Origin of the sequence: Cribrihabitans pelagius (genome assembly GCF_048820915.1) — a bacterium.
GTDB lineage: Bacteria > Pseudomonadota > Alphaproteobacteria > Rhodobacterales > Rhodobacteraceae > Cribrihabitans_A > Cribrihabitans_A pelagius.
In genome coordinates, this window is record NZ_JBMERR010000007.1 from 72,477 (window position 1) to 93,267 (window position 20,791).

Sequence of the window (20,791 nt, forward strand, 5' to 3'; positions counted from 1 at the left end):
CTGACCCGGGGTGGAACGGTGGGGTGGAAGGCCAGTTTTTCCGTAAATTTATGAGAAATGCGTAAACACCCGCAAAAAGCCCGGCAGCGGTTCGTGAAAGCGGCGGCTCAGCCCCGCCGGGTCTCGTGTTCCAGCCGCTGCCGGGCCACTTCGGCGTTGCGCTCGGCGCGCTGGTGGTCGGCCAGTGCCTGTTTCACGTAGTCCAGATGCGCCTCCACCGCGGCGCGGGCGGCCTTGGGGTCGCGCGCCTGCAGGGCCGCGTTGATGGCCCGGTGCTGCTGCAACAGCGCATCATAGGTCGTGTGCTGCTGGAACATGATGCGGCGGTTGTAGAACACGCCTTCGCGCAGCAGGTCGAACATCGAGCGCATCATGTGCAGCATGATCACGTTGTGGCTGGCGTCCATGATCGCGGAGTGGAACTCTGCGTCGAGCCTTGCGGCCTCCTCCGACACCGCCGGATTGCCCGCGGCTTCCATCTTGTCGAAGATCGTCTGGATCACCCGCAGATCGTAGTCCGAGCCGAACTTAGCGGCGCGCTCGGCCGCCAGCCCCTCCATGTCGCGCCGGAAGGAGAGGTAATCTGAGACCGCCTCCTCATGGGTGGCGAAGAGCTGGATCAGCGCCGGCGAGAAGGCGCTGCCCAGAACCTCCGCCACGAAGACGCCGGAGCCCGCCCGCGTCTCCAGGAGGCCGCGGCCCTGCAGCTCGCCGATGGCATCGCGCAGGGAGGGGCGGGAGACGCCGAGCCGCTCGGCCAGTTCGCGCTCGGCCGGCAGGCGCTCGCCGGGTGACAGGATGCCGCGCAGGATAAGCTGCTCGATCTGCCGCACCACCGCGGCGGAGAGTTTCTCGGACTGGACTTTCTGGAAGGGCATGCGGGCGCTCTTGCGGATTGGTCAAAACATATGACCACGGCGCGGGCGCGGCTGCAAGACCGCGGGGCCCAGGCGGCTGCGGGCAGGGCTGCGGGGGCACCGCCGGGCCTGCTGACCGGCAAAACCCCGCCGACGGGGCGATTTATCCCCAAGATATGGTGGAGCTGCATGAGCCCAAACCCCGATTTGGGGGTGCACCACATTGACACGCCGGCTAGGTAGCGGTGAAAATTCACGGCACGGAAACACGAAGGGGCAGCTTTGCGGTTTTCCAAACTCAGGCTGAACGGCTTCAAGAGCTTCATCGATCCCACGGAACTGGCGATCGCCGACGGGCTGACCGGCGTGGTCGGCCCCAATGGCTGCGGCAAGTCCAATCTTCTGGAGGCGCTGCGCTGGGTGATGGGCGAGACCCGCGCCAAGGCGATGCGCGGCGGCGGCATGGAGGACGTGATCTTTGCGGGCACGTCGACGCGGCCGGCGCGAAATTTTGCCGAGGTGAGCCTGCAGATCGACAATGCTGACCGTCTGGCGCCTGCCGGCTTCAACGACGGCGACGTGGTCGAGATCGTGCGCCGGATCACCCGCGACATCGGCAGTGCCTACAAATCGAACGGCAAGGACGTGCGGGCGCGCGATGTGCAGATGCTGTTCGCCGATGCCTCGACCGGCGCGCATTCACCTGCGCTGGTGCGGCAGGGGCAGATTGCCGAGCTGATCAACGCCAAGCCCAAGGCGCGGCGGCGTATTCTTGAGGATGCGGCGGGGATCTCGGGCCTGTACCAGCGCCGCCACGAGGCCGAACTGAAGCTGAAGAGCACCGAGGCCAACCTGTTGCGCGTCGACGACGTGATCGAGCAGCTGGCGGGGCAGCTGTCGTCGCTGGCGCGGCAGGCGCGGCAGGCGCAGCGCTACCGCGAGATCGGCGAGAAGCTGCGGCTGGCCGAGGGCATGCTGCTCTACCGGCGCTGGCGCGAAGCGGACGAGGCGCGGCTCACCGCGGAGGAAGAGCTGCGCTTGCGGGTCGAACAGGCGTCCAAGGCCGAAGCGCTGGTGCGCGCCGCCGCCGCCAGCCGCGCCGCGGTGGAAGAGCGCCTGCCGCCCCTGCGCGAGGAAGAGGCAATCGCGGCCGCGGTGCTGCAGCGCCTGACCGTGCAGCGCGATTCGCTCGATGGGCAGGAGGCGCAGGCGCGCCAGATCATCGAACGGCTAAGCGCGCGCATCGAGCAGCTGGGCAATGATATCGCGCGGGAAACCGGCCTCAACCGCGACGCGGGCGACACCATCGAGCGGCTGGAATGGGAGCAGCGCGAGCTGTCCCGCGCTGGCATCGGCCAGGACGAGCGTCTGGCGGAGGCCGGGGAACTGGCGGGTGAAGCAGCCGCGGTGCTGGAAGAGCGCGAGGAACACCTGACGCGTGTGACGGAGGAAACCGCCCGTCTGTCGGCGCGGCACCAGTCGGGCCGCCGCGCGTTGGACGACAGCCGCCGCGCGCTGGAACGCTCGGAAGCCGAGGCCGCACGGGCGCGCGCTGCGCAGAGCGAGGCGCAGGTGGCTTTGGCCGAGACCGAGGCTGGTTTCGAGACCGCGGTCGCAGCCGAGGAAGAGACGCGCGAAGCCGCGGAGATGGCCGAGGAAGCGCTCGCCGCTGCCGAGGAGGCCCGCAGCGCGATCCAGGACCGCGAAGCCGAAGCCCGCGCCGCGCGTGCGGAGGCGGAAGGCGGGCTGGGCACACTGCGCTCGGAAGCTGCAGCGCTGGCGAAGCTGGTGCAGCGGGAAACCTCCGGGGACGGCCAGGTGCTGGATGCGCTCACCGTGGCGCCGGGGTACGAGAAGGCACTTGGCGCCGCGCTGGCGGATGACCTGCGCGCGCCCTTGGCCGAACTGGACGGGCCGACCGGCTGGCTGGCCTTGCCGGGCTATGACGCGGAGGCCGCGCTGCCCGCCGGGGCGGAGCCGCTCTTGCAGCATGTGGAAGGTCCCGCGGCGCTGTCGCGGCGGCTGGGGCAGATCGGCACGGTCGAGGCAGAGGCCGCGCCGGCCTTGCAGAAACAGTTGCAGCCGGGTCAGCGGCTAGTCACGCGCGCGGGCGATTTGTGGCGCTGGGACGGCTTCCGCGCCTGGGCCGGGGATGCGCCGAGCGCCGCTGCGCTGCGGCTGGAACAGAAGAACCGGCTGGACGCGTTGCGGCAGGAGCTGGCCGCAGCTGAAGCCCGCGCCGAAACCGCCCGCGCCGCGCATGAGGCACTGCTGCGCCAGCTGGAAGACGCGACGCGCGCCGGGCAGGACGCCCGTCAGGCCCGCCGCATGGCCGATCAGCGGGTGGCTGATGCAGGCCGCGCGCTGAGCCGCGCCGAGGCCGCGCGCAACCTCGCCGAGGGCAAGCTGGAAACTCTGGCCGCTGCACTCGCCCGCCACGACGAGGACGCCGAAGCGGCCCGCCTACAGCTTCAGGAAGCCGAGGCCGCGCTGGCGGAGCTTGGCGACTTGGATGAGGCCCGCGCCGCGGCGGAAGAGATCAAGCAGTCGGTTGAGGCCGCGCGCATCACCATGCTGACGCACCGCTCCTCGCACGACGAGCTGCGCCGCGAGGGCGAGGCCCGCACCAAGCGCACGCAGGAGGTGACTAAAGAGCTCTCTGGCTGGCGTCTGCGGCTGGAAAGCGCCGAACAGCGGATCGAGGAACTGGCCGAGCGCCGCGAGGCCTCGCAGGAGGAGCTGGAGAGTGCCAACGCTGCCCCTGCCGGAATCGCGGAGAAGCGCGAAGAGCTGAACGAGGCGATCCGCGAGGCCGGGGCCCGCAAATCGGCGGCCACTGAGATGCTGGTGGCGGCCGAAGGCGAGCTGCGCGAGACGGTTCAGGGCGAGCGCGAATGCGAGCGGCTGGCGTCCGAGGCACGCGAGACGCGGGCCCGCTCGGAGGCGCGCTGCGACGCGGCGCGCGATGGCGTGACCCAGGCCGCGGGCCGCATCATCGAGGCGCAGGAGATCACGCCGCAGGCGCTCCTGGAAAAGCTTGGCCTGTCGCCTGACAACATGCCGCCGTTGAAGGTGCTGGAAGACGACGTGGATCGCTACAAGCGCCAGCGCGACGCGCTTGGCGCGGTCAATCTGCGTGCGGAGGAAGACGCCCGCAGCGTGCAGGAAGAGCACGATCAGCTTGTGGCCGAGAAGCGCGACCTGGAAGAGGCAGTGAAGGCGCTGCGCAACGGCATCGCCAGCCTCAACCGCGAAGGCCGCGAGCGGCTGCTGACCGCTTTCGAGCAGGTGAACAACAGCTTTGCCATGCTGTTCACCCATCTGTTCGGCGGCGGCGAGGCCAATCTGGTGATGGTCGAGAGCGACGACCCGCTGGATGCGGGACTGGAGATCATGTGCCAGCCGCCGGGCAAGAAGCTGTCGACGCTGTCGCTACTGTCTGGCGGCGAGCAGACGCTCACCGCGATGGCGCTGATCTTTGCGGTGTTCCTGTCGAACCCGGCGCCGATCTGTGTGCTGGACGAGGTCGATGCGCCGCTGGATGACGCCAACGTCACCCGCTTCTGCGACCTGTTGGACGAGATGTGCCGCCAGACCGACACCCGCTTCCTGATTATCACCCACCACGCGGTGACGATGGCGCGGATGGACCGGCTGTTCGGTGTCACCATGCAGGAGCAGGGCGTGAGCCAGCTGGTCTCCGTTGACCTCAAGAAGGCTGAGGCGCTGGTGGCCTGAACGCCGTGCGGGGGCGGGTTGGAAGCATAACCCGATCGTGACTGCGGGGTGAGGCGGATGCGGCTAGGCTTGGCGCATGAGACATTTGCTCCTTTCCCTGCTGCTGGCGCCGCTGCCCGCCGCGGCCGCCGACTGGCAGTTCAGACCCGGGGACCAGCCGCTCAGCGCGGTTGAGCTCGCGGCGCTGCCGGGCCAGTCTTTCCGGTTCTATGACGGCGGCGAGTCGCGCTATGGCGCCGAGGGTGCCTATTCCTACACCTATTCGGCAGAGAACGGCGGCGGCACTGCCTGGGGCACTTACCGCCTGCTGCCGGATGGAAGCGTCTGCGTGGATTTCACCAATGGTTTCTCGCGCTGCGACCTCTACGTGCGCAACGGTGCACGGATGATTCTGATCACGGAGGAGGGCGAACGCTTCCCGGTGCGGCGCTGACCGCCGACAGCGCGCACGGCGGTTAACTTTCGGGCAACCAGTTTACCAATGTTCAACCAGAACCCGTCACGATAGCGCCACCGCCAACCTTGGCGGTGGGAGGAGGTGATGAACCTGGATCAAAAGTCGTTCTCGAAATGGATGGTGATCCTGTCAGCCGCTGCGCCGGCGGTCTCCATCGTGAAGTTTGTTCTGGAGTACCTCCAAGTCCAGAATAAGAAGCCGGGTAGAGAAGCCACTCTACCCGGCACTTTGATTCAGTGATGAACTGGATCACGTTCTCGAACCCGATCTATACCCCAAATCTTGCCAAAAAGCAAACCTGGCAACGCTTTAGAGCTGGCCGAGCAACCCCGGGGTGGGCCAGGCGTCGGCGGGCAGGCCGAGGCGTTCCTGCTCCTTCTTGACCGCCATGCGGGTGCGCGCGCCGAGGATGCCGTCGATGCCGCCGACATTGTGGCCGCGGGCCTGGAGCTTCTGCTGCAGCTCGCGCATCTCGGCGCCGCTGAGACCCGGCTCCGGCCGGCCCGGTTGGTAGACGCCGGCGCCCTCCAGCCTTGTCGCGAAATAGGCGGCGGTCAGCACGTAGGTGAAGCTTTGGTTCCAGTCGAAGAAAACGCCGAAGTTGGGGTAGGCGAGGAAGGCCGGGCCCTTGTGCCCCTGCGGCAGGAGCAGCGCCGCTTTCATCTCGGGTTCCGCCAGGGCGCCGCTGCGCGGGCGCAGACCCAGCTGCTGCCAAACGGAGACCGGTTTCTTGTGCAGAATCCCGCTCTCGCCCGGATCAAAACCCTCGGGCAGCACGACCTCCTGCAGCCAGGGCTCCCCCGGACGCCAGCCCAGGTGCGACAGCATCCGGGCGGCCGACATCAGCGCATCGGCGGCCGAGCCCTTCAGATTCACCTGGCCGTCGCCATCGGCATCCACCCCATGGCTCAGGATGTCGCCGGGCAGCATCTGCACCATGCCGATCTCGCCCGCCCAGGCGCCGGTGGTGGTGGCGGGGTCGAAGTTGCCCCGCCGGTACAGTTCCAGCGCCGCCAGCACCTGCGGGCGGAACAGCTCCGGGCGGCGGCAGTCATGCGCCAGGGTGACCAGCGCGTCGCGGGTGTTGAAATCGCCCTGGTAGCCGCCGTAGTCGGTCTCGAACGCCCAGAAGGCCAGCAGCACGCCGCGGCTGATGCCATAGGCCGCCTCGATCCGGCGGAAGATGCGGTCGTGCTCCTCTGCCATGCGGCGGCCGCGCTGCAGGCGGTGCCGGGAAATCAGCCGGCGGGAGAATTCGAGGAAGGGTTTCTGGAAAACGCCCTGGCTGCGGTCGGCCTCGATCACCTCCGGGTCCTGGCGCGTGCCTTCGAAGAAGCCGCGGATGGTGGCGGCGTCGTAGCCGGCCAGCACTGCCTCGTCCTTCAGGGCCTGCACGAAATTCTGGAAATCGCCGCCGCATTGGGCCTGCAGGGCGGCGGGCATCAGGCCGGCCGCGAGGGCGAAGGGCAATAGGCGCATGGGTCCCGGGTTCCTTGTCATGTCGCTCCCCCCGGGCCTTATGTGCTAAAAAATCACGGCGATAGCAACCAGCAGAAGGACAGCCAAGCCCCAGCTGCGCCAGAGCATCGTGACGGAGCGGGAAATAGTCCCGGCACTGGCGCTCTTGGTGCCCCCGGCGTGGACCCAGGGGAACGTGTGCATTTCACCATCGTAGGAGCGCGGCCCCGACAGCGCGGTGTCGAGCGCGCGCGCCATCGCGGCCTCGGGCCAGCCGGCGTTGGGGGAGCGGTGCTTGCGGGCGTTCCCGGCGATGGCGCGCCAGTGTCTGAGCTGCCCGCCCGCAAGCGCGATGAGAAAGCCGGTGAGCCGCGCGGGGATCAGGTTCAGCAGGTCATCGAGCCGCGCCGCGGCCCAGCCGAAGTCTTCATAGCGCGCGTTGCGGTAGCCGATCATGCTGTCGGCGGTGTTGATCAGCTTGTAGGCCACCAGCCCCGGCAGCCCCGCAACCAGGAACCAGAAAGCAGGCGCGATGACCCCGTCGGAGAGGTTCTCGGCGCCGCTTTCGATGGCAGACCGCGCCACTTGCGGTGCGGTCATCTGGCCGGTGTCGCGGCTGACGATCATGGCGACCGCCTCCCGCCCGGCGGCAAGGCTCTGGCGCAAGCCGTCCGCGACCGCCTGCACATGCGCGGTGAGGGAACGCTGCGCGATCAGAATGGCGGCGATCAGGATTTCAAAGATCGTGCCGGGCAGGGCGAGCAGTGCGCCGAGCAGCAGCCCGCCGACGAGCAGCGCCAGAGCGGCAAGAACGCCCTTGGCGCGGCGGTTGCTGCCATGGTTCAGGCGGCGGTCGAGCTCGCGCACGGCGCGGCCTATCAGCACCGCCGGGTGCGGCAGCCGCGACCAGAGCCATTGCGGCTCCCCCAGAGCGGCGTCCAGCAGCAAGGCCAGTATCAGCACACCCGCGGAACTCATAGCGCGGCCTCCAGCCGGTCCCAGCCATCGGCGGGCGGCAGGCCGAGCCGCAGAAAAGTGCGGGAATAAGGGAAGATGCGGCTCCAGATCTGCGCCGCCGCCAGCCTGTCCTGCCAGGCGGCGGCATCCGGCACCTCGCAGAGCCGGAACAGATCGGTGCCGCCCAGAATGCGGGCGCCCTTACGGGTCAGCAGATCATCCAACCGGCGGGCATCCCCAGCAAGCCGGGCGCGGGTCTCCGCGGCCCAGGCCTGATCCTCCAGCGCCAGCCGCCCGGTGCGCAAGGCAGGGCCGGAGACCGCCCAGGGCCCCTGCCACGCGGCGAGCTTCGCAATCAGCTCCGGGTCTCCGATGGCAAAGCCCAGCCGCAGTCCGGCAAGGCCCCAGAACTTGCCGAAGCTTTTCAGCACCACCACGCCGGGGCGGGCCGCCATCGCGATCAGGCTCTGCTTCGGGCAGGTGTCGCAGAAGCTTTCGTCGATCACGGTGAAGGGCGCTTGCAGTTCCCCAGGCTGCCACAGGCGGCCATCGGGGTTGTTGGGGTGCACCGCCACCAGCGCCTCCGCCGGGCCGTCCCGGCGGGTCTTCCAGCCGTGTGCCTCGAAGGCGGCGGCGTGTTCGTTGTAGGTGGGCGGCGCGATCCGCACCCAGCGCGGCGCCGCAAGCGCGGGCAGCGCCGCGATCAGCGCCGAGGCACCGGGCGCCGCCAGCACCGCGGCGCCCGGCGGGACGTTCCAGAAGGCGCGCGCGGCGCGCTCCAGGTCCGGCAGTGCTGCCGCATCCGGCAGCGCCGCCCAGTCGGCAGCGGTGAAATGAGGCAGCGGGTAGGGCTGCGGGTTGATGCCGGTGGAGAGGTCGATCCATCGCGCCGGGCGGCCGCCATAGGCCGCGATGGCCGCACTCAGATTGCCGCCGTGGTCGCGCCCGGAGGGCGGATTTGTGATCTCGGTTTCAGGCATCGCGGTCTTAGCGGCAGAACTACTCTATCGAAACAGGTTATCAGCCGTATGAAACATGCGGTTTGATAAAGCAACTGCGGCGGCGGCGGCGGTCAAAAATGAGGCATAAATCGCGGCCGCCGCGGCGGACGCGATGAAGGGGGCGGACCCGGCAGGCCGCAGGCGGGGGTGCCTCCTAGCCGCGGCCGTGCGGCGCGGTCCAGTCCGGGCGCGGGTTCACCGGGATGATCCGGTGCGGATTGATGGTGTCGTGGCTGTAGTAGTAATGGCGCACTATGTGATTCATGCCCACGGTCTCTGCCACCCCCGGCCTTTGGTACAGCTCGCGCGCGTAGGCCCAGAGGCTGGGGTAGTCGATCAGCCGGGCCCGGTTGCACTTGAAGTGCACGTTGTAGACCGCATCGAAGCGCAATAGCGTGGTGAACAGGCGCCAGTCGGCCTCGGTGAGCTGTTCCCCCATCAGGTAGCGGTGCTCGGACAGCAGGTCTTCCAGCCAGTCGAGAGTTTCAAACAGGGGGCCGACGGCCTCGTCATAAGCCTCCTGCGAGGTGGCAAAGCCGCACTTGTAGACGCCGTTGTTCACCGTGCTGTAGATGCGTGCGTTTACGGTCTCGATCGGCTCCCGCAGCGCCTCAGGCCAGTAGTCGTCGCGGTTGCCGGTGATCGCGTCGAAGGCGCTGTTGAACATGCGGATGATCTCGGCGCTCTCGTTGGAGACAATGGTGCCGCGCTGCTTGTCCCAGAGCACGGGCACGGTGACGCGGCCGGTGTAGTCCGGCTCTGCTTGGGTGTAGATCTGGTGCATATGGGTCTTGCCGAACAAATGGTCGCCGGTGGCGCCGTGCTCGTCGGTCTTGAAGGTCCAGCCTTCGCCCAGCATGTCGGGATGCACCACCGAGACGGAGATATGCTCCTCCAGCGCTTTCAGCTTGCGGAAGATCAGCGTCCGGTGCGCCCAGGGGCAGGCCAGCGAGACATAGAGGTGGTAACGGCCGCTTTCGGCCTTGAAGCCGCCCTCGCCGGAGGGCCCCGCGCTGCCGTCGGCGGTGACCCAGTTGCGGAAATGCGATTCCTTGCGTTTGAAGGCGCCGCCGGTGGAGGCGGTGTCATACCATTTGTCGTGCCATTTGCCGTCGATCAGAAGGCCCATTGCCCGTGCTCCCCATGTTGCTGTCTTGTCCTGAACATAGGGGTGCGGGCCTGGCGCGCCCATGCGAGGCTGCGCGCAGGCGGCCTGCGTGCCTGCACATCCCTGCGCCGGGCCGCTTCGGAGCTGCCGCTTCTTAAAAAGTTCACTTGATTTTATCCATTTGCGGCGCACCCTAAAGAGGACGCCATTTCACAACCCCTGGGACGGGAAGACTGGACTGATGAACACCTATGTGCCGAAAGCCGTGCAAGACGCCCTCGATGCCGCCCGAGAGGCGGGGATGCGCAGAAAAAGCCGCCTGCGTGTGATGGCAGGTGAGGACACCGTGCCGGTGCTGCGGATGTGGAAGACCGGCTTTTCCGTCGCCGCAGGCAGCGCCCCGGCGCTGCGCGGGCGGGTGGATCTTTACGACGGCGCGCGGCAGCTGTCCCAGTGCCTGATCGTCGCCAGCGAAGAGGAGGGCGGCGAGATGCGCTATGAGTTCAAGCGCGCCACGCTTGCCTCGGACCAGCCGCCGCTGGATTTCTGCAAATCGCCGGATGCGCCGGCCGGGCTGATCCCCTTCGACCGGTCGCAGGGACTGATCTGACACCGGCTGCCGTGGGAAGCTTTGACCGCATACCGGGGTTGAAGCCGCTTGCAAGCGGCTTCAACGCGGCTTGAAAGCCGCGTCAAGGCGTGTGGAAACGCCTTGCGGGCTTGCTTGACCGCTGGCGGCAATTTGAACCGCAGAGGAGGGCTGCGAGTGACTGGCAAGAGGAGCGGCCGCAGCGCCCGGGCAATTGGGGCCGTGGCAGATGTATATCTCTTTGTGCGCGTCCATGGAACCTGTTGGTAAGCTTGCGCGCGAAGGAAATCGCGTTCTTGGCGAAAACTCTTTCGGCATTGGCCGGGGGCCCTCACCCGAGTGTCCGCCAGGGCCGGAAAGGGCCGCCAGGCCGCCGCGCATCGCGGCGGCGGGTTGGCAAAGGCTGGGCGCTCCCATCAGCAGGGTAAGGAATTGGCCGCGATAAACTACCGGATACACCCTTTCTGAGCACCCCCGCGCCACCGCGCGCCGTCGAGGCGCGGTTTGCCGCCTGGGGTGATGGCGAACCGGTTCGCATAGGGTCCGGCACAGTTTTCGGGTACTTCTTTCTTTTGAATGCTTGGGCAGAGGCGCCGCGCTATGTGTGGTGCGCCGGCCCCGCGCAGGCCTGTCGGCTCAGGGCCGGATTTCCACCTCGGTGCCGATCTGTGCCAGCCGCCAGAGTGTCTCCATCTGAGTGTTGCTGACGGCGATGCAGCCGGCCGTCCAGTCGCCCGGCAGGGTCACGAGGCTGCCCAACGCATTCGGCTGGCCGTGGATGAAGATGTCGCCGCCGGGGCTGACGCCGGCGGCGCGGGCACGGGCACGGTCCTGGGGCCTTGGATAGTTGATACCGAGTGACAGGTGATAGGCGCTGCCGTGGTTGCGCCGGTCGATCTTGAAGCGCCCTTCCGGCGTCTTGCCGTCCCCTTCCCGGGCCTTGTCGCCCTCAGGCGCAAACCCGAGGGCGATGGGAAACTCCAGCACCGTCTCTCCGTTGCGGCTGGCGGTCAGGCGGCGGGCCGATTTCTCGATCAGGATCCGGTCGATTCGCTCCACCGCCGGGGCAGGCGGCGGCGCGGGCCGCGGCGCCAGCGCCTGCCAGGCCACCCAGGCGGCGCCGGCCAGCAGCACAAGCGCCAGGAGCCGCAGCAGACGCCGCACCGCTATTGCAGGTCCGAGAACGCGTCCGCCAGGCGGCGGCAGGCCTCTTCCACACGGGCGCGCTGGGTGCCGAGGTTGAAGCGCAGAAAGCTCTCGCCGCCGGTGCCGAAGCTGGTGCCGTGGTTGACCGCGATCTTCGCCTGCTGCTCGACCCGCGTGGTGAACTCGCTGCGCTCCATTCCAGTGCCGGAGAAATCGACCCAGGCTAGATAGGTCGCCTCCAGCGGCATGGACTTCAGCCCCGGGATGGCGTTGACCGCTGCGTCGAAAAGCTTGCAGTTCTCGGCGAGATAGGCGACCTGCGCATCGACCCATTCGGCACCTTCGGGCGAATAGGCGGCGGCGGTGGCGAACTGCCCGACCGAGTTCGGCGCCAGCGACAGCGCCTGCATCCGCTTGGCAAAGCGGCCGCGCAGCTCGGGGTCGGGGATGATCACCTGGCCGGTGTGCAGGCCCGCGATGTTGAAGGTCTTGGACGGCGCGGTCAGCATCAGCAGCCGGCCGGTGATCTCCGGCGCGGCCATCTGCATCGGAATGTGGGTGTGGCCCGGGAAGACCAGATCGTGGTGAATCTCGTCCGACAGCAGCAAGAGGTCGTGGCGCTTGGCGAAATCGGCCACCGCCTGCAGCTCTCCGTGGGTCCAGACCCGGCCGCCGGGGTTATGCGGCGAACACAGGATCAGCATCTTCTCCTTGCCGGTCATCTGCGCGTCATAGGCGTCAAAATCCAGCTCGTAGCGGCCATCGCTGTTCACCATCCGGCATTCCACCACCTCGCGGCCCGCGTTGCGGATTACCCGGGCAAAGGCATGGTAGACCGGCGTGAACAGCACGATGCCGTCGCCGGGCTGGGTGAATGTGTCGAGGCACATGCCGACGCCGTTGACCAGCCCGGTGGTGGTGAAGATCGCATCCGCCTCCACCGTCCAGTCGTGGCGGTTGCGCATCCACCAGCGGATCGCGTCCTTGTAGGGCTTGTCGGCATTCACATAGCCGAAGACGCCGTGGTCCAGCATCTCCTGGAGGCGTTTGCGCACCGCTTCCGGGGCGCGGAAATCGGTATCGGCAACCCACATCGCCAAACCATCGCTTGCCGGCACGCCGTAAACCGGTTCCATCAGGTCCCACTTGTGGCAATGGGTGCCGTGGCGGTCGATGAGGTCGTCAAAATCCATAAGCCAATCTCCTCTGTCCATGGCAGCGAAGCTATCGGCAAATCCGGCCTGCGCAAGGGGGCGTTGCGGCGGCGGGGGCAATCGCTTACATGAATGTCATGAAAAGACCGATCCTGATCCATCCCGACCCCCGCCTGAAGAAGGTCTGCGTCCCGGTGGCCGACCTTAGCGACGAATTGCGCGCGCTGGCGGACGACATGCTGGAAACCATGTATGCCGCGCCGGGCATCGGGCTGGCGGCGCCGCAGGTCGGCATCCTGCAGCGGCTGATCGTGCTGGACTGCGTGAAGGAAGAGGATGGCAACCCGCGCCCCTTGGTGATGTTCAACCCGCAGATCCTGTCGGCCTCGGACGATACCAGCGTCTACGAGGAAGGCTGCCTGTCGATCCCCGACCAATACGCCGAGGTGACCCGCCCCAAGGTGGTGGAAGTGGAGTGGATGGACCGCGACGGCAACGCGCAGCGTGAGACCTTCGACGGGCTCTGGGCGACCTGCGTGCAGCACGAGATCGACCACCTGAACGGCAAGCTGTTCATCGACTATCTGAAACCGCTGAAGCGGCAGATGATCACCCGCAAGATGCAGAAGCTCAAGCGCGAGCGCGCTCGGGCCTGAGGCCCGCACCTTTGGGGACATTACACCTATGACCGTCCGCACCTGCCTGCCCTGGCCCGACAAGCGCCTGCGCGCGAAGGCCGAGGAAGTGACCGGGATCACCGACGAGATCCGCGCGATCTGGGATGACATGATCGACACGATGGAGGCGATGCCCGGCGTCGGCCTTGCCGCCACTCAGATCGGGGTGATGCTGCGGCTGGCGGTGGTGGACGGCTCCTCCGAGCGCGGCCGCGCGGTGCGGCTTGCCAATCCGGAGATCCTGCACGCCTCGGTCGAGCTGCGCGAACACGAAGAAGCCAGCCCCAACTTGCCCGGAGTCTCGGCCAAGGTGAAACGCCCGCGGGCCGTCACCGTGCGTTACCTGAACGATCAGGGCATGGTGGACCGGCGCGATTTCGTCGGCATCGAGGCGACCTCGGTGCAGCATCAGATCGACCATCTGAACGGCCGGATGTATTTCGACCGCCTCAGCAAGGTGAAGCGCGACATGCTGATCCGGAAGGCAAAGAAACTGAACGGCTGACCGCTGGATCAAGCCCCGCCCGGCTGCAAGCCGGGCCGCGCCGGCCCGCCCCCATGGGGCGGCGCGATTGCGCCACCCCGCGGGCCTGCGCAGCCCTTTGCGCGCAACAGCGGGAGTTTCGACCTTGCCCGGCGATGAGCCGGATATGAAGCCGCAGGAGGGATATAACGACATGCGCATCATCTTCATGGGAACGCCTGATTTCTCGGTGCCGGTGCTGGATGCGCTGGTGGACGCAGGGCACGAGATTGCCGCCGTCTACTGTCAGCCCCCCCGGCCTGCGGGCCGCGGCAAGAGAGACCGTCCAACCGCCGTCCACGCTCGCGCCGCGGCCCTGGGGCTGGAGGTGCGGCACCCGGACTCGCTGAAGGGCGCGGCGGAGCAGGAAGCGTTTGCCGCGCTTGACGCCGATGTGGCGGTGGTGGTGGCCTATGGTCTGATCCTGCCGCAGCCTGTGCTGGATGCGCCCCGTCACGGCTGCCTGAATATTCACGCCAGCCTGCTGCCGCGCTGGCGCGGCGCGGCGCCGATCCATCGCGCCATCATGGCGGGCGACGAGGAGACCGGCGTCTGCATCATGCAGATGGAGGCCGGGCTCGACACCGGGCCGGTGCTTCTGCGCGAGGCCACCCCGATCGGGGCGGAGGAAACCACGGCGGAGCTGCATGACCGGCTGTCAGCCATGGGCGCGCGGCTGATCGTGGACGCCTTGGAGCGCCTGCCGGAGCTGACGGCCGCGGCGCAGCCCTCTGAAGGCGTCACCTATGCCGAGAAGATCGGCAAGTCCGAGGCGCAGATCGACTGGACCCGCCCGGCCGAAGAGGCCGACCGCCAGATCCGGGGGCTGTCGCCTTTCCCCGGCGCCTGGTGCGAGATCGGCGGCCAGCGGGTGAAACTTCTGGCTTCGCGGCTTGCAGAGGGGCAGGGTGAGCCGGGAGAGGTTCTGGACGGCGCCCTCACCGTGGCTTGCGGCAGCGGCGCCGTCACCCTGCTGCGTTTGCAGCGGGCGGGCAAGAGCGCGCAGGACCGGGAGATCTTCCTGCGCGGCTTCCCGGTGGAGAAGGGCAGCCGCCTGTAACCCCGGGGTCTGTGACCGCAGCTCTCTGACCGGAATGTGGAGGCAGCATGTCCATTATCGCGCTTGTCATCATCGGCGCTGCGGCGGGGTTCCTCGCGACCCGGCTGATGCGGGTGGAAACCGATATCATTACCACCGTCGTAATCGGCATGGCAGGCGCGCTGATCGGCGGGCTCATCCTGCGCGCGCTGCTGGCAGTGCTGGGGTTTGCCTCCGGCTTCCTGGGTGCGCTTCTGGGCGCGCTGGCGCTGATCTGGCTGTGGCAGCGCTATGTCCAGCGCTAGCGCCGCCGGCAGGGGTCAGCTGCGCGGCGGGCGGCTCTTGTAGACCGGCAGGTGCCAGCCAAAGGTGATCGACCCGGCCCTCAGCGTCCAGCAGACACCGGCGCAGGCCAGGAGCGCTAAGCGCAGCTCCACCCCGGCCCAGATCGCAACGACGGCGGTGATCGCCCCCGCCATGGCGCAGGTGATGTAGAGCTCGCCCTGTTTCAGCACCAGCGGCACCTCGTTGCAGACCACATCGCGCATCAGCCCGCCGAGCGAGCCGGTCGCCATGCCCATCAGCACCACGATTACCGGGCCCTTTCCCAGCGCAAGTGCCGCGCCGGTGCCCGCGGGCACGGCAACCGCCAGCGCGAAGCTGTCGAGCCAGACCACCCAGCGCAGGCGGCTTTCGACCAGGTGCGCGGAGAAGAACACCGCCACCGCCGCCAGCGCCGCAAGCAGGATGTAGTTGGGATCGCCGATCCAGAACACCGGGTCGCGGTCCAGAAGCAGGTCGCGCACGGTGCCGCCGCCCACCGCGGTGAGGCAGGCGACAAAGGCAAAGCCGACGATATCCAGCTGCGCCCGGCTTGCCACAAGCGCGCCGGTCAGCGCAAAGACCAGCACCGAGGCGTAGTCGAGCAAGGTAAGCACGCTCATGCGCAACCGCCCCGGCGCAGGCCGCTCATCACTTGGGCCGGGCCTTCTTGAAGGGGGCCATGCCAGCGCGGGCCAGCTCATCCGCGCGCTCGTTCTCGGGGTGGCCTGCGTGGCCCTTGACCCATTCCCAGGTCACCTGGTGGCGGCTCTGCGCTTCGTCCAGCCGCTGCCAGAGCTCGACGTTCTTAACCGGCTTCTTGGCGGCGGTCTTCCAGCCGTTCTTCTTCCAGCCGAAGATCCAGCCGGTGACGCCGTTCTTCACATAGGCCGAATCGGTCACCACGGTGATCTTCGAGGGCCGCGCCAGGCTTTCCAGCGCGTTGATCGCGGCCAGAAGCTCCATCCGGTTGTTGGTGGTTTCGGCCTCGCCGCCCTGAAGCTCGCGCTCCTTCACCACGGTGTCCCCGTCCATCGCGCGCAGCAGCACGCCCCAGCCGCCGGGGCCGGGATTCCCGGAGCAGGCACCATCGGTATATGCAAACAAATCAGTCATGGCCGCTCCCTACACCGCTGCCGCGGCAGGCGCCAGAGCGCAGGCGCGGTGCGGCGCACGGGCGGCGTCTTACAGGTAGAGCCCCGCACCCAAGCAGAGCACCGCCACTGCTGTCAGCAGCACCCGCAGCCGCATCCACCAGCGCGGCGTCAGCCCCCAGGCAGAGAAGCCGGCATCCAGCAGCAAAAGCCCGGCAAAGCCCCATATCAGGTGCATTGCGGCGCGGTCCGGCCCGCCTCCGGTCATCAGGAAGGCCCAGAGCGCAGGGATCACCGACAGACCATAGCAGGCCGCGGACTGGAGACGGCCGCGCGCCTTGGCGGCAAACCCCCAGAGCACGCCGGACATGAAGCTGAGGATCACCGAACCGTAGAACAGCTGCACGTAAGGCCCGACAAACCGCGGCCCCAGCCGTGCACTGCCCCAAGCCTGCAGATCGGGCAGCATCACGGTGAGGACACCCCAGACAAACGGGATCAGCCCGGCGAGGCCAAGGATAAGCGGGGCGGCAGGGATCTGCCTCATGCGCGCTCCATTGCAAGCCGCGCGGCGAGTGCTGCAAAGATGCCGCCAAAGCTGCGGTTGAGCCAGGCCATCACCCGCGTGGAGCCGAGGATCAGCGCGCGGGCGCGCGCCGCAAACAGCCCGTAAGCGAGGAAGACGGCAAAGGTCATCGCCATGAATACACCGCCCAGGAGCGCCATCTCTGCCGTGGCAGAGGCGGCGTTGCCCGACAGGAAAGGCGGCAGCAGCGCCAGGAAGAAAACCGACAGCTTGGGATTCAGGATATTGATCAGGGCGCCGCGGCGGGCAATGGTCCAGCCGGGCTGGCGGCGGCTGTCCGAGGAGATCGCGAGCGCGCCGCCCGCTTTCAGCGCCTGCCAGGCCAGGTAGAGAAGGTAGAGAACGCCTGCGGCCTTTACGATCTGGAACAGCGCGGCGGAACCGTGCAGCACAGCGGCCAGTCCCAGGGTGGCCGCGGCCAGATGCGGCAGGATGCCAATGGTGCAGCCAAGCGCCGCCCAGACCGCGGCGCGCCAGCCCTGGCCGAGGCCAAGCGCCAGCGTGTAGAGCACACCGGTGCCCGGTGCGAGGACGACAACAAAGGCGGTGATCAGGAATTGCAGGCTTATCATCAATGCGGCTCCGGCAAAATGCGTGTTGGAATATGCCTAGCATAACTAACCCGCCCGGAGGGCCGCTTCCATGATCCTGTTCACAGCCGTGGCCTGCCGGGCTCAGGCCGGCTGGCGCAGCACCCGCGGGACCTTGAATTCGACCCGCTCCACGGCGGTTTCGACCACCTCGACCGTCACTTCATAGCGGGCGCGGAAGGCGTCGATCACCTCGTTCACCAGCAGCTCGGGCGCCGAGGCGCCGGCGGTGATGGCGATGGAGCGGATACCCTCCAGCGCGCGCCAGTCGATGTTTTCCGCCCGCTGCACCAGCTGGGCGTAGCCGCAGCCGTTCTTGGCGCCGACCTCGACCAGGCGGCGCGAGTTCGAAGAGTTCGGCGCCCCCACGACCAGAAGCGCGTCCGATTCCGGCGCTACCGCCTTCACCGCTTCCTGGCGGTTGGTGGTCGCATAGCAGATGTCTTCCTTGTGCGGGCCGGTGATCCCGGGGAAGCGGGCCTTGAGGGCTGCGACGATGTCCTTGGTGTCATCCACCGACAGGGTGGTCTGGGTGACAAAGGCCAGCCGCGATGGGTCGCGCACTTCGACCTTGGCCACGTCCGGGACGGTTTCCACCAGCAGCACCTCGCCCTCGGGCAGCTGGCCCATGGTGCCGATGGTCTCCGGGTGGCCCTTGTGGCCGATCATGATCATCTGCAGCCCGTTCTCGGCGTGGCGCTGCGCCTCGATATGCACCTTGGAGACCAGCGGGCAGGTGGCGTCGACAAAGATCATCTCGCGCGCCTCTGCTGCGGCGGGCACCGATTTCGGCACCCCGTGGGCGGAGAAGATCACCGGCCGGTCATCGGGGCATTCGTCCAGTTCCTCGACAAAGACCGCGCCCTTTTCGCGCAAGCTGTCGACCACGTATTTGTTGTGCACGATCTCGTGCCGCACATAGACCGGCGCGCCCCATTTTTCGATCGCCATCTCGACGATCTTGATCGCGCGGTCGACACCGGCGCAGAATCCGCGCGGCGCGGCGAGGTAGAGGATCAGGGGCGGCTTGGTCATGCGGGTCTCCTTGCGGGCCAGAGGTAAGGGTTCCGGGGCGCGAGGTCCAGCCCGGGGTGTGCTCACGGGTTTGTGACTGGAGCTTCCAGCGGCGGAAGGATGCACAAAGGTCTGCTGAAGACTGATGGGGGAGCAGGCGTGAAGGCGATGCTGTTTGCGGCGGGCGCAGTGGTGCTGGCGGGCGGGGTCTATTTCTGGACGGCCGAGCGCGGCGCGCAGGCGGCAGGGCTCTTGCCGTACCAGGATCCGGCCGCGGTTGAGGAGGGGCGCAAGGTCTATGCGGAATATTGCGCCAGCTGCCATGGCGCCAGCCTGGAAGGCGAGCCAGACTGGCGCCAGCGCGATGCCGGTGGTTACTTGCCCGCGCCGCCGCATGACGAAACGGGCCACACCTGGCACCATGCCGACAGCCAGCTGCTGGCGATCACCAAGTTCGGCGTCGAGGCGCTGGCCGGGGCGGGCTACCGCAGCCGCATGGGCGGCTACGAGGAGCTGCTGAGCGATGCGCAGATGCTGGCGGCGCTGGCCTACATCAAGAGCCGCTGGCCTGCGGATATCATCCGGCGCCACAATGAGATCAACGCGCAGGCGCAGCCCTAGAACGCAAATGGCGCAGGCCGGTGCACGCCGGACCTGCGCCATTATCGTTTGCCTGAACCTAGCCCGCTAGTGGCCTGCACGCGGCCGCGGGACCGGTGCGAAGCGGTCAGCCCTGCGCGGCAGCGGCCGAACGCGGGTCGTTCTGTTCGCGCGGCGGGCGGCCGATCACGTCCCGCAGCTCCTCCAGCTCGATGAAATTATCGGCTTGGCGGCGCAGATCGTCGGAGATCATCGGCGGCTGGCTGCGGATGGTGGAGACCACCGACACCCGCACACCTTGGCGCTGCAGGCTGGCGATCAGCGGGCGGAAGTCGCCATCGCCGGAAAACAGCACGATATGGTCGACGCGCGGCGCCAGCTCCATGGCATCGACGGTCAGTTCGATGTCCATGTTGCCCTTCACCTTGCGGCGGCCCATGCTGTCGGTGTATTCCTTGGCCGGTTTGGTGACCATGGTGAAGCCGTTGTAATGCAGCCAGTCCACCAGGGGCCTGATCGGCGAATACTCGTCATTTTCCAGCAGCGCCGTATAATAAAAGGCCCGCAAAAGTTTTCCGCGGCGCATGAATTCCTGCCGCAACAGCTTGTAGTCGATATCGAACCCTAGCGCCTTGGCCGCGGCGTATAGGTTCGACCCGTCTATGAACAGCGCAAGCCGTTCGTCCTTGTAAAACATCAAATTTGTCCTTCCGGTCGGCCCGTTTAGGCCCTGGTTCCGTGAGTGAATGCCTGAAATCGGCTAAACGGGTGGACTTAATGTATGTTATTTGCCATCTGCCGCAAGGGCGATGGCATTCAGAAACAGGGTCAAAAATGACCGGATACCGGACAAAATCACTGATCGCGCTCGGCGGTAATATGCCGGTTGACGCTAAGGCGCCCCAGGTCACGCTGTCAATGGCAGTTGCGGCGCTGGCGCAGCCGGACATCGCCCTGCGGGCGGTGTCGCGGTTTTTCCGCACGCCATGCTTTCCCGCCGGGACCGGGCCGGACTATGTGAACGCCGCGGTGGAGGTGGAAAGCGCGCTGTCCGCGGCAGAGCTGCTGGAACGGCTGCACGCGCTGGAGGCGCGCTTTGCCCGGGTGCGCGCCGAGCGCTGGGGGCGGCGCACGCTGGATCTGGACCTGATCAGCCACGGCGGCGCGGTGCGGCCCGATGCGGCCGGCTTTGCGCGATGGCAGGGGCTGCCGCTGGAACGGCAGATGCAGGAGGCGCCGGGCGAGCTGATCCTGCCGCATCCGCGCCTGCAGGACCGGGGGTTCGTGCTGGTGCCGCTCTGCGATATCCGCCCCGATTGGCGCCATCCTGTGCTGGATAAGACCGCCGCGGCGCTGCTGGCTGCGCTGCCTGCATCGGAAACCGCGGAGATCGTTCCGCTGTAGCGATTTCGGTGCGGCATTTTCTGGTCTTGTCAAGGGAAACATTTGGGCGTACATGTCTGCGCTCCGGACCCACAATACTTGGAGAGTCGTTCATGGCCCGCGTGACGGTTGAAGATTGCGTCGACAAGGTTCCCAACCGCTTTGAGCTGGTGATGCTGGCGGCCCACCGCGCCCGCGAGATCTCGGCCGGGGCCGAGCTGACCGTGGACCGCGACAACGACAAGAACCCGGTTGTGTCGCTGCGCGAAATCGCCGAGGAAACCCAGAGCGCCGACGCCCTGCGCGAGCGCCTGATCGAGGCCAACCAGTCCCAGATCGAAGTGGACGAGCCGGAAGAGGATTCCATGGCCCTGCTGATGGGCGGCGAGAGCGACAAGCCGGCCGAGGACGACATGTCGGAAGAAAAGCTCCTGCGCGCGCTGATGGAGGCCCAGGGGCAGGGCTGACCTGCCGCGACGGACAATTGAGGCTGCGGACC

General features: G+C 67.4%; 24 protein-coding genes. 11 read left to right on the top strand and 13 right to left on the bottom strand.

Annotation, left to right across the window (positions count from 1 at the left end):
- Positions 1-107: 107 nt before the first annotated feature.
- Positions 108-878, bottom strand: coding sequence for a FadR/GntR family transcriptional regulator (locus ACOHX0_RS08030; RefSeq protein ID WP_420676163.1), 771 nt, complete (start codon positions 876-878; stop codon positions 108-110).
- 261 nt (positions 879-1,139) lie between these two features.
- Between ACOHX0_RS08030 and ACOHX0_RS08035 the strand changes: the two genes are divergently transcribed.
- From ACOHX0_RS08035 to ACOHX0_RS08045, 3 genes are all read left to right on the top strand, one after another.
- Positions 1,140-4,595 (top strand): chromosome segregation SMC family protein, encoded by a 3,456-nt coding sequence (locus ACOHX0_RS08035; RefSeq protein WP_420676164.1) that lies wholly within the window; start codon positions 1,140-1,142, stop codon positions 4,593-4,595.
- 76 nt (positions 4,596-4,671) lie between these two features.
- Entirely contained in the window at positions 4,672-5,028 is a 357-nt protein-coding gene (locus ACOHX0_RS08040) for a hypothetical protein (protein WP_420676165.1), read from the top strand.
- Positions 5,029-5,136: 108 nt separating this feature from the next.
- On the top strand, positions 5,137-5,292 hold the full coding sequence (locus ACOHX0_RS08045; protein ID WP_420676166.1) for a hypothetical protein: 156 nt from the start codon (positions 5,137-5,139) through the stop codon (positions 5,290-5,292).
- A 69-nt stretch (positions 5,293-5,361) separates the two neighbouring features.
- On the opposite strand, the gene ACOHX0_RS08050 is transcribed toward ACOHX0_RS08045, so the two are convergent.
- The 4 genes from ACOHX0_RS08050 to ACOHX0_RS08065 all read right to left on the bottom strand — a co-directional run bounded on the left by ACOHX0_RS08050 (position 5,362) and on the right by ACOHX0_RS08065 (position 9,597).
- On the bottom strand, positions 5,362-6,531 hold the full coding sequence (locus tag ACOHX0_RS08050; RefSeq protein ID WP_420676167.1) for a lytic murein transglycosylase: 1,170 nt from the start codon (positions 6,529-6,531) through the stop codon (positions 5,362-5,364).
- 45 nt (positions 6,532-6,576) lie between these two features.
- Positions 6,577-7,488 (bottom strand): adenosylcobinamide-phosphate synthase CbiB, encoded by a 912-nt coding sequence (cbiB, locus tag ACOHX0_RS08055; protein WP_420676168.1) that lies wholly within the window; start codon positions 7,486-7,488, stop codon positions 6,577-6,579.
- The gene (cobD, locus tag ACOHX0_RS08060; protein WP_420676169.1) at positions 7,485-8,447 is read right to left on the bottom strand and encodes a threonine-phosphate decarboxylase CobD; all 963 of its coding nucleotides are present in this window, start codon (positions 8,445-8,447) and stop codon (positions 7,485-7,487) included. The genes cbiB and cobD overlap by 4 nt, the downstream gene beginning before the upstream one ends.
- 175 nt (positions 8,448-8,622) lie before the next feature.
- On the bottom strand, positions 8,623-9,597 hold the full coding sequence (locus ACOHX0_RS08065; RefSeq protein ID WP_420676170.1) for a glutathione S-transferase family protein: 975 nt from the start codon (positions 9,595-9,597) through the stop codon (positions 8,623-8,625).
- A gap of 220 nt (positions 9,598-9,817) precedes the next feature.
- On the opposite strand from ACOHX0_RS08065, the gene ACOHX0_RS08070 reads away from it, so the two are divergent.
- A complete protein-coding gene (locus ACOHX0_RS08070) occupies positions 9,818-10,186 on the top strand; it encodes a hypothetical protein (protein ID WP_420676171.1) in 369 nt (122 codons plus the stop codon).
- Positions 10,187-10,801: 615 nt separating this feature from the next.
- Here the strand turns inward: ACOHX0_RS08070 and ACOHX0_RS08075 are convergent.
- Together ACOHX0_RS08075 and ACOHX0_RS08080 are read right to left on the bottom strand one after the other, a co-directional pair.
- Positions 10,802-11,329 carry a L,D-transpeptidase family protein gene (locus ACOHX0_RS08075; protein ID WP_420676172.1) on the bottom strand — a complete coding sequence of 176 codons (528 nt, stop codon included), beginning with the start codon at positions 11,327-11,329 and terminating at the stop codon, positions 10,802-10,804.
- Positions 11,330-11,331: 2 nt separating this feature from the next.
- Positions 11,332-12,504, bottom strand: coding sequence for a MalY/PatB family protein (locus ACOHX0_RS08080; RefSeq protein WP_420676173.1), 1,173 nt, complete (start codon positions 12,502-12,504; stop codon positions 11,332-11,334).
- A gap of 98 nt (positions 12,505-12,602) precedes the next feature.
- On the opposite strand from ACOHX0_RS08080, the gene def (ACOHX0_RS08085) reads away from it, so the two are divergent.
- The 4 genes from def (ACOHX0_RS08085) (at position 12,603) to ACOHX0_RS08100 (ending at position 15,009) form a co-directional block, all read left to right on the top strand.
- Entirely contained in the window at positions 12,603-13,121 is a 519-nt protein-coding gene (gene def / locus ACOHX0_RS08085) for a peptide deformylase (protein WP_420676174.1), read from the top strand.
- 28 nt (positions 13,122-13,149) lie between these two features.
- Positions 13,150-13,647 (top strand): peptide deformylase, encoded by a 498-nt coding sequence (gene def / locus ACOHX0_RS08090; protein ID WP_420676175.1) that lies wholly within the window; start codon positions 13,150-13,152, stop codon positions 13,645-13,647.
- A 172-nt stretch (positions 13,648-13,819) separates the two neighbouring features.
- A complete protein-coding gene (fmt, locus tag ACOHX0_RS08095) occupies positions 13,820-14,725 on the top strand; it encodes a methionyl-tRNA formyltransferase (RefSeq protein WP_420676292.1) in 906 nt (301 codons plus the stop codon).
- 47 nt (positions 14,726-14,772) lie between these two features.
- Positions 14,773-15,009, top strand: a complete 237-nt coding sequence (locus ACOHX0_RS08100) for a GlsB/YeaQ/YmgE family stress response membrane protein (RefSeq protein ID WP_420676176.1) — start codon at positions 14,773-14,775, stop codon at positions 15,007-15,009.
- Between the two features lie 15 nt (positions 15,010-15,024).
- Here ACOHX0_RS08100 and ACOHX0_RS08105 read toward each other — a convergent pair whose 3' ends face one another.
- The 5 genes from ACOHX0_RS08105 to ispH all read right to left on the bottom strand — a co-directional run bounded on the left by ACOHX0_RS08105 (position 15,025) and on the right by ispH (position 18,330).
- Positions 15,025-15,648, bottom strand: coding sequence for a trimeric intracellular cation channel family protein (locus ACOHX0_RS08105; protein ID WP_420676177.1), 624 nt, complete (start codon positions 15,646-15,648; stop codon positions 15,025-15,027).
- 28 nt (positions 15,649-15,676) lie between these two features.
- Positions 15,677-16,141, bottom strand: coding sequence for a ribonuclease HI (rnhA, locus tag ACOHX0_RS08110; RefSeq protein ID WP_420676178.1), 465 nt, complete (start codon positions 16,139-16,141; stop codon positions 15,677-15,679).
- Positions 16,142-16,210: 69 nt separating this feature from the next.
- A complete protein-coding gene (locus ACOHX0_RS08115; RefSeq protein WP_420676179.1) occupies positions 16,211-16,666 on the bottom strand; it encodes a DUF3429 domain-containing protein in 456 nt (151 codons plus the stop codon).
- Positions 16,663-17,277 carry a LysE family translocator gene (locus tag ACOHX0_RS08120; RefSeq protein ID WP_420676180.1) on the bottom strand — a complete coding sequence of 205 codons (615 nt, stop codon included), beginning with the start codon at positions 17,275-17,277 and terminating at the stop codon, positions 16,663-16,665. Before ACOHX0_RS08120 ends, ACOHX0_RS08115 begins: the two co-directional genes overlap by 4 nt.
- Before the next feature lie 102 nt (positions 17,278-17,379).
- Positions 17,380-18,330, bottom strand: a complete 951-nt coding sequence (ispH, locus tag ACOHX0_RS08125) for a 4-hydroxy-3-methylbut-2-enyl diphosphate reductase (RefSeq protein ID WP_420676181.1) — start codon at positions 18,328-18,330, stop codon at positions 17,380-17,382.
- Positions 18,331-18,429: 99 nt separating this feature from the next.
- On the opposite strand from ispH, the gene ACOHX0_RS08130 reads away from it, so the two are divergent.
- Entirely contained in the window at positions 18,430-18,930 is a 501-nt protein-coding gene (locus ACOHX0_RS08130; protein WP_420676182.1) for a c-type cytochrome, read from the top strand.
- A 106-nt stretch (positions 18,931-19,036) separates the two neighbouring features.
- On the opposite strand, the gene ACOHX0_RS08135 is transcribed toward ACOHX0_RS08130, so the two are convergent.
- A complete protein-coding gene (locus ACOHX0_RS08135; protein ID WP_420667797.1) occupies positions 19,037-19,606 on the bottom strand; it encodes a LabA-like NYN domain-containing protein in 570 nt (189 codons plus the stop codon).
- A 137-nt stretch (positions 19,607-19,743) separates the two neighbouring features.
- On the opposite strand from ACOHX0_RS08135, the gene folK reads away from it, so the two are divergent.
- Together folK and rpoZ are read left to right on the top strand one after the other, a co-directional pair.
- Complete coding sequence (folK, locus tag ACOHX0_RS08140; RefSeq protein WP_420676183.1) at positions 19,744-20,313, top strand: 2-amino-4-hydroxy-6-hydroxymethyldihydropteridine diphosphokinase; 570 nt, start codon at positions 19,744-19,746, stop codon at positions 20,311-20,313.
- Positions 20,314-20,405: 92 nt separating this feature from the next.
- The gene (rpoZ, locus tag ACOHX0_RS08145; RefSeq protein ID WP_420676184.1) at positions 20,406-20,759 is read left to right on the top strand and encodes a DNA-directed RNA polymerase subunit omega; all 354 of its coding nucleotides are present in this window, start codon (positions 20,406-20,408) and stop codon (positions 20,757-20,759) included.
- Positions 20,760-20,791 lie beyond the last annotated feature (32 nt).

Coding starts and splice junctions, on each gene's coding strand:
- ispH (WP_420676181.1), bottom strand. CDS start 18,330: ATGACCAAGCCGCCCCTGATCCTCTACCTCGCCGCGCCGCGCGGATTC.
- fmt (WP_420676292.1), top strand. CDS start 13,820: ATGCGCATCATCTTCATGGGAACGCCTGATTTCTCGGTGCCGGTGCTG.
- ACOHX0_RS08045 (WP_420676166.1), top strand. CDS start 5,137: ATGAACCTGGATCAAAAGTCGTTCTCGAAATGGATGGTGATCCTGTCA.
- ACOHX0_RS08105 (WP_420676177.1), bottom strand. CDS start 15,648: ATGAGCGTGCTTACCTTGCTCGACTACGCCTCGGTGCTGGTCTTTGCG.
- ACOHX0_RS08070 (WP_420676171.1), top strand. CDS start 9,818: ATGAACACCTATGTGCCGAAAGCCGTGCAAGACGCCCTCGATGCCGCC.
- cbiB (WP_420676168.1), bottom strand. CDS start 7,488: ATGAGTTCCGCGGGTGTGCTGATACTGGCCTTGCTGCTGGACGCCGCT.
- ACOHX0_RS08030 (WP_420676163.1), bottom strand. CDS start 878: ATGCCCTTCCAGAAAGTCCAGTCCGAGAAACTCTCCGCCGCGGTGGTG.
- cobD (WP_420676169.1), bottom strand. CDS start 8,447: ATGCCTGAAACCGAGATCACAAATCCGCCCTCCGGGCGCGACCACGGC.
- ACOHX0_RS08050 (WP_420676167.1), bottom strand. CDS start 6,531: ATGCGCCTATTGCCCTTCGCCCTCGCGGCCGGCCTGATGCCCGCCGCC.
- ACOHX0_RS08120 (WP_420676180.1), bottom strand. CDS start 17,277: ATGATAAGCCTGCAATTCCTGATCACCGCCTTTGTTGTCGTCCTCGCA.
- rnhA (WP_420676178.1), bottom strand. CDS start 16,141: ATGACTGATTTGTTTGCATATACCGATGGTGCCTGCTCCGGGAATCCC.
- rpoZ (WP_420676184.1), top strand. CDS start 20,406: ATGGCCCGCGTGACGGTTGAAGATTGCGTCGACAAGGTTCCCAACCGC.
- ACOHX0_RS08135 (WP_420667797.1), bottom strand. CDS start 19,606: ATGTTTTACAAGGACGAACGGCTTGCGCTGTTCATAGACGGGTCGAAC.
- ACOHX0_RS08130 (WP_420676182.1), top strand. CDS start 18,430: ATGCACAAAGGTCTGCTGAAGACTGATGGGGGAGCAGGCGTGAAGGCG.
- ACOHX0_RS08080 (WP_420676173.1), bottom strand. CDS start 12,504: ATGGATTTTGACGACCTCATCGACCGCCACGGCACCCATTGCCACAAG.
- folK (WP_420676183.1), top strand. CDS start 19,744: ATGACCGGATACCGGACAAAATCACTGATCGCGCTCGGCGGTAATATG.
- ACOHX0_RS08065 (WP_420676170.1), bottom strand. CDS start 9,597: ATGGGCCTTCTGATCGACGGCAAATGGCACGACAAATGGTATGACACC.
- ACOHX0_RS08115 (WP_420676179.1), bottom strand. CDS start 16,666: ATGAGGCAGATCCCTGCCGCCCCGCTTATCCTTGGCCTCGCCGGGCTG.
- def (WP_420676174.1), top strand. CDS start 12,603: ATGAAAAGACCGATCCTGATCCATCCCGACCCCCGCCTGAAGAAGGTC.
- ACOHX0_RS08040 (WP_420676165.1), top strand. CDS start 4,672: ATGAGACATTTGCTCCTTTCCCTGCTGCTGGCGCCGCTGCCCGCCGCG.
- ACOHX0_RS08100 (WP_420676176.1), top strand. CDS start 14,773: ATGTCCATTATCGCGCTTGTCATCATCGGCGCTGCGGCGGGGTTCCTC.
- def (WP_420676175.1), top strand. CDS start 13,150: ATGACCGTCCGCACCTGCCTGCCCTGGCCCGACAAGCGCCTGCGCGCG.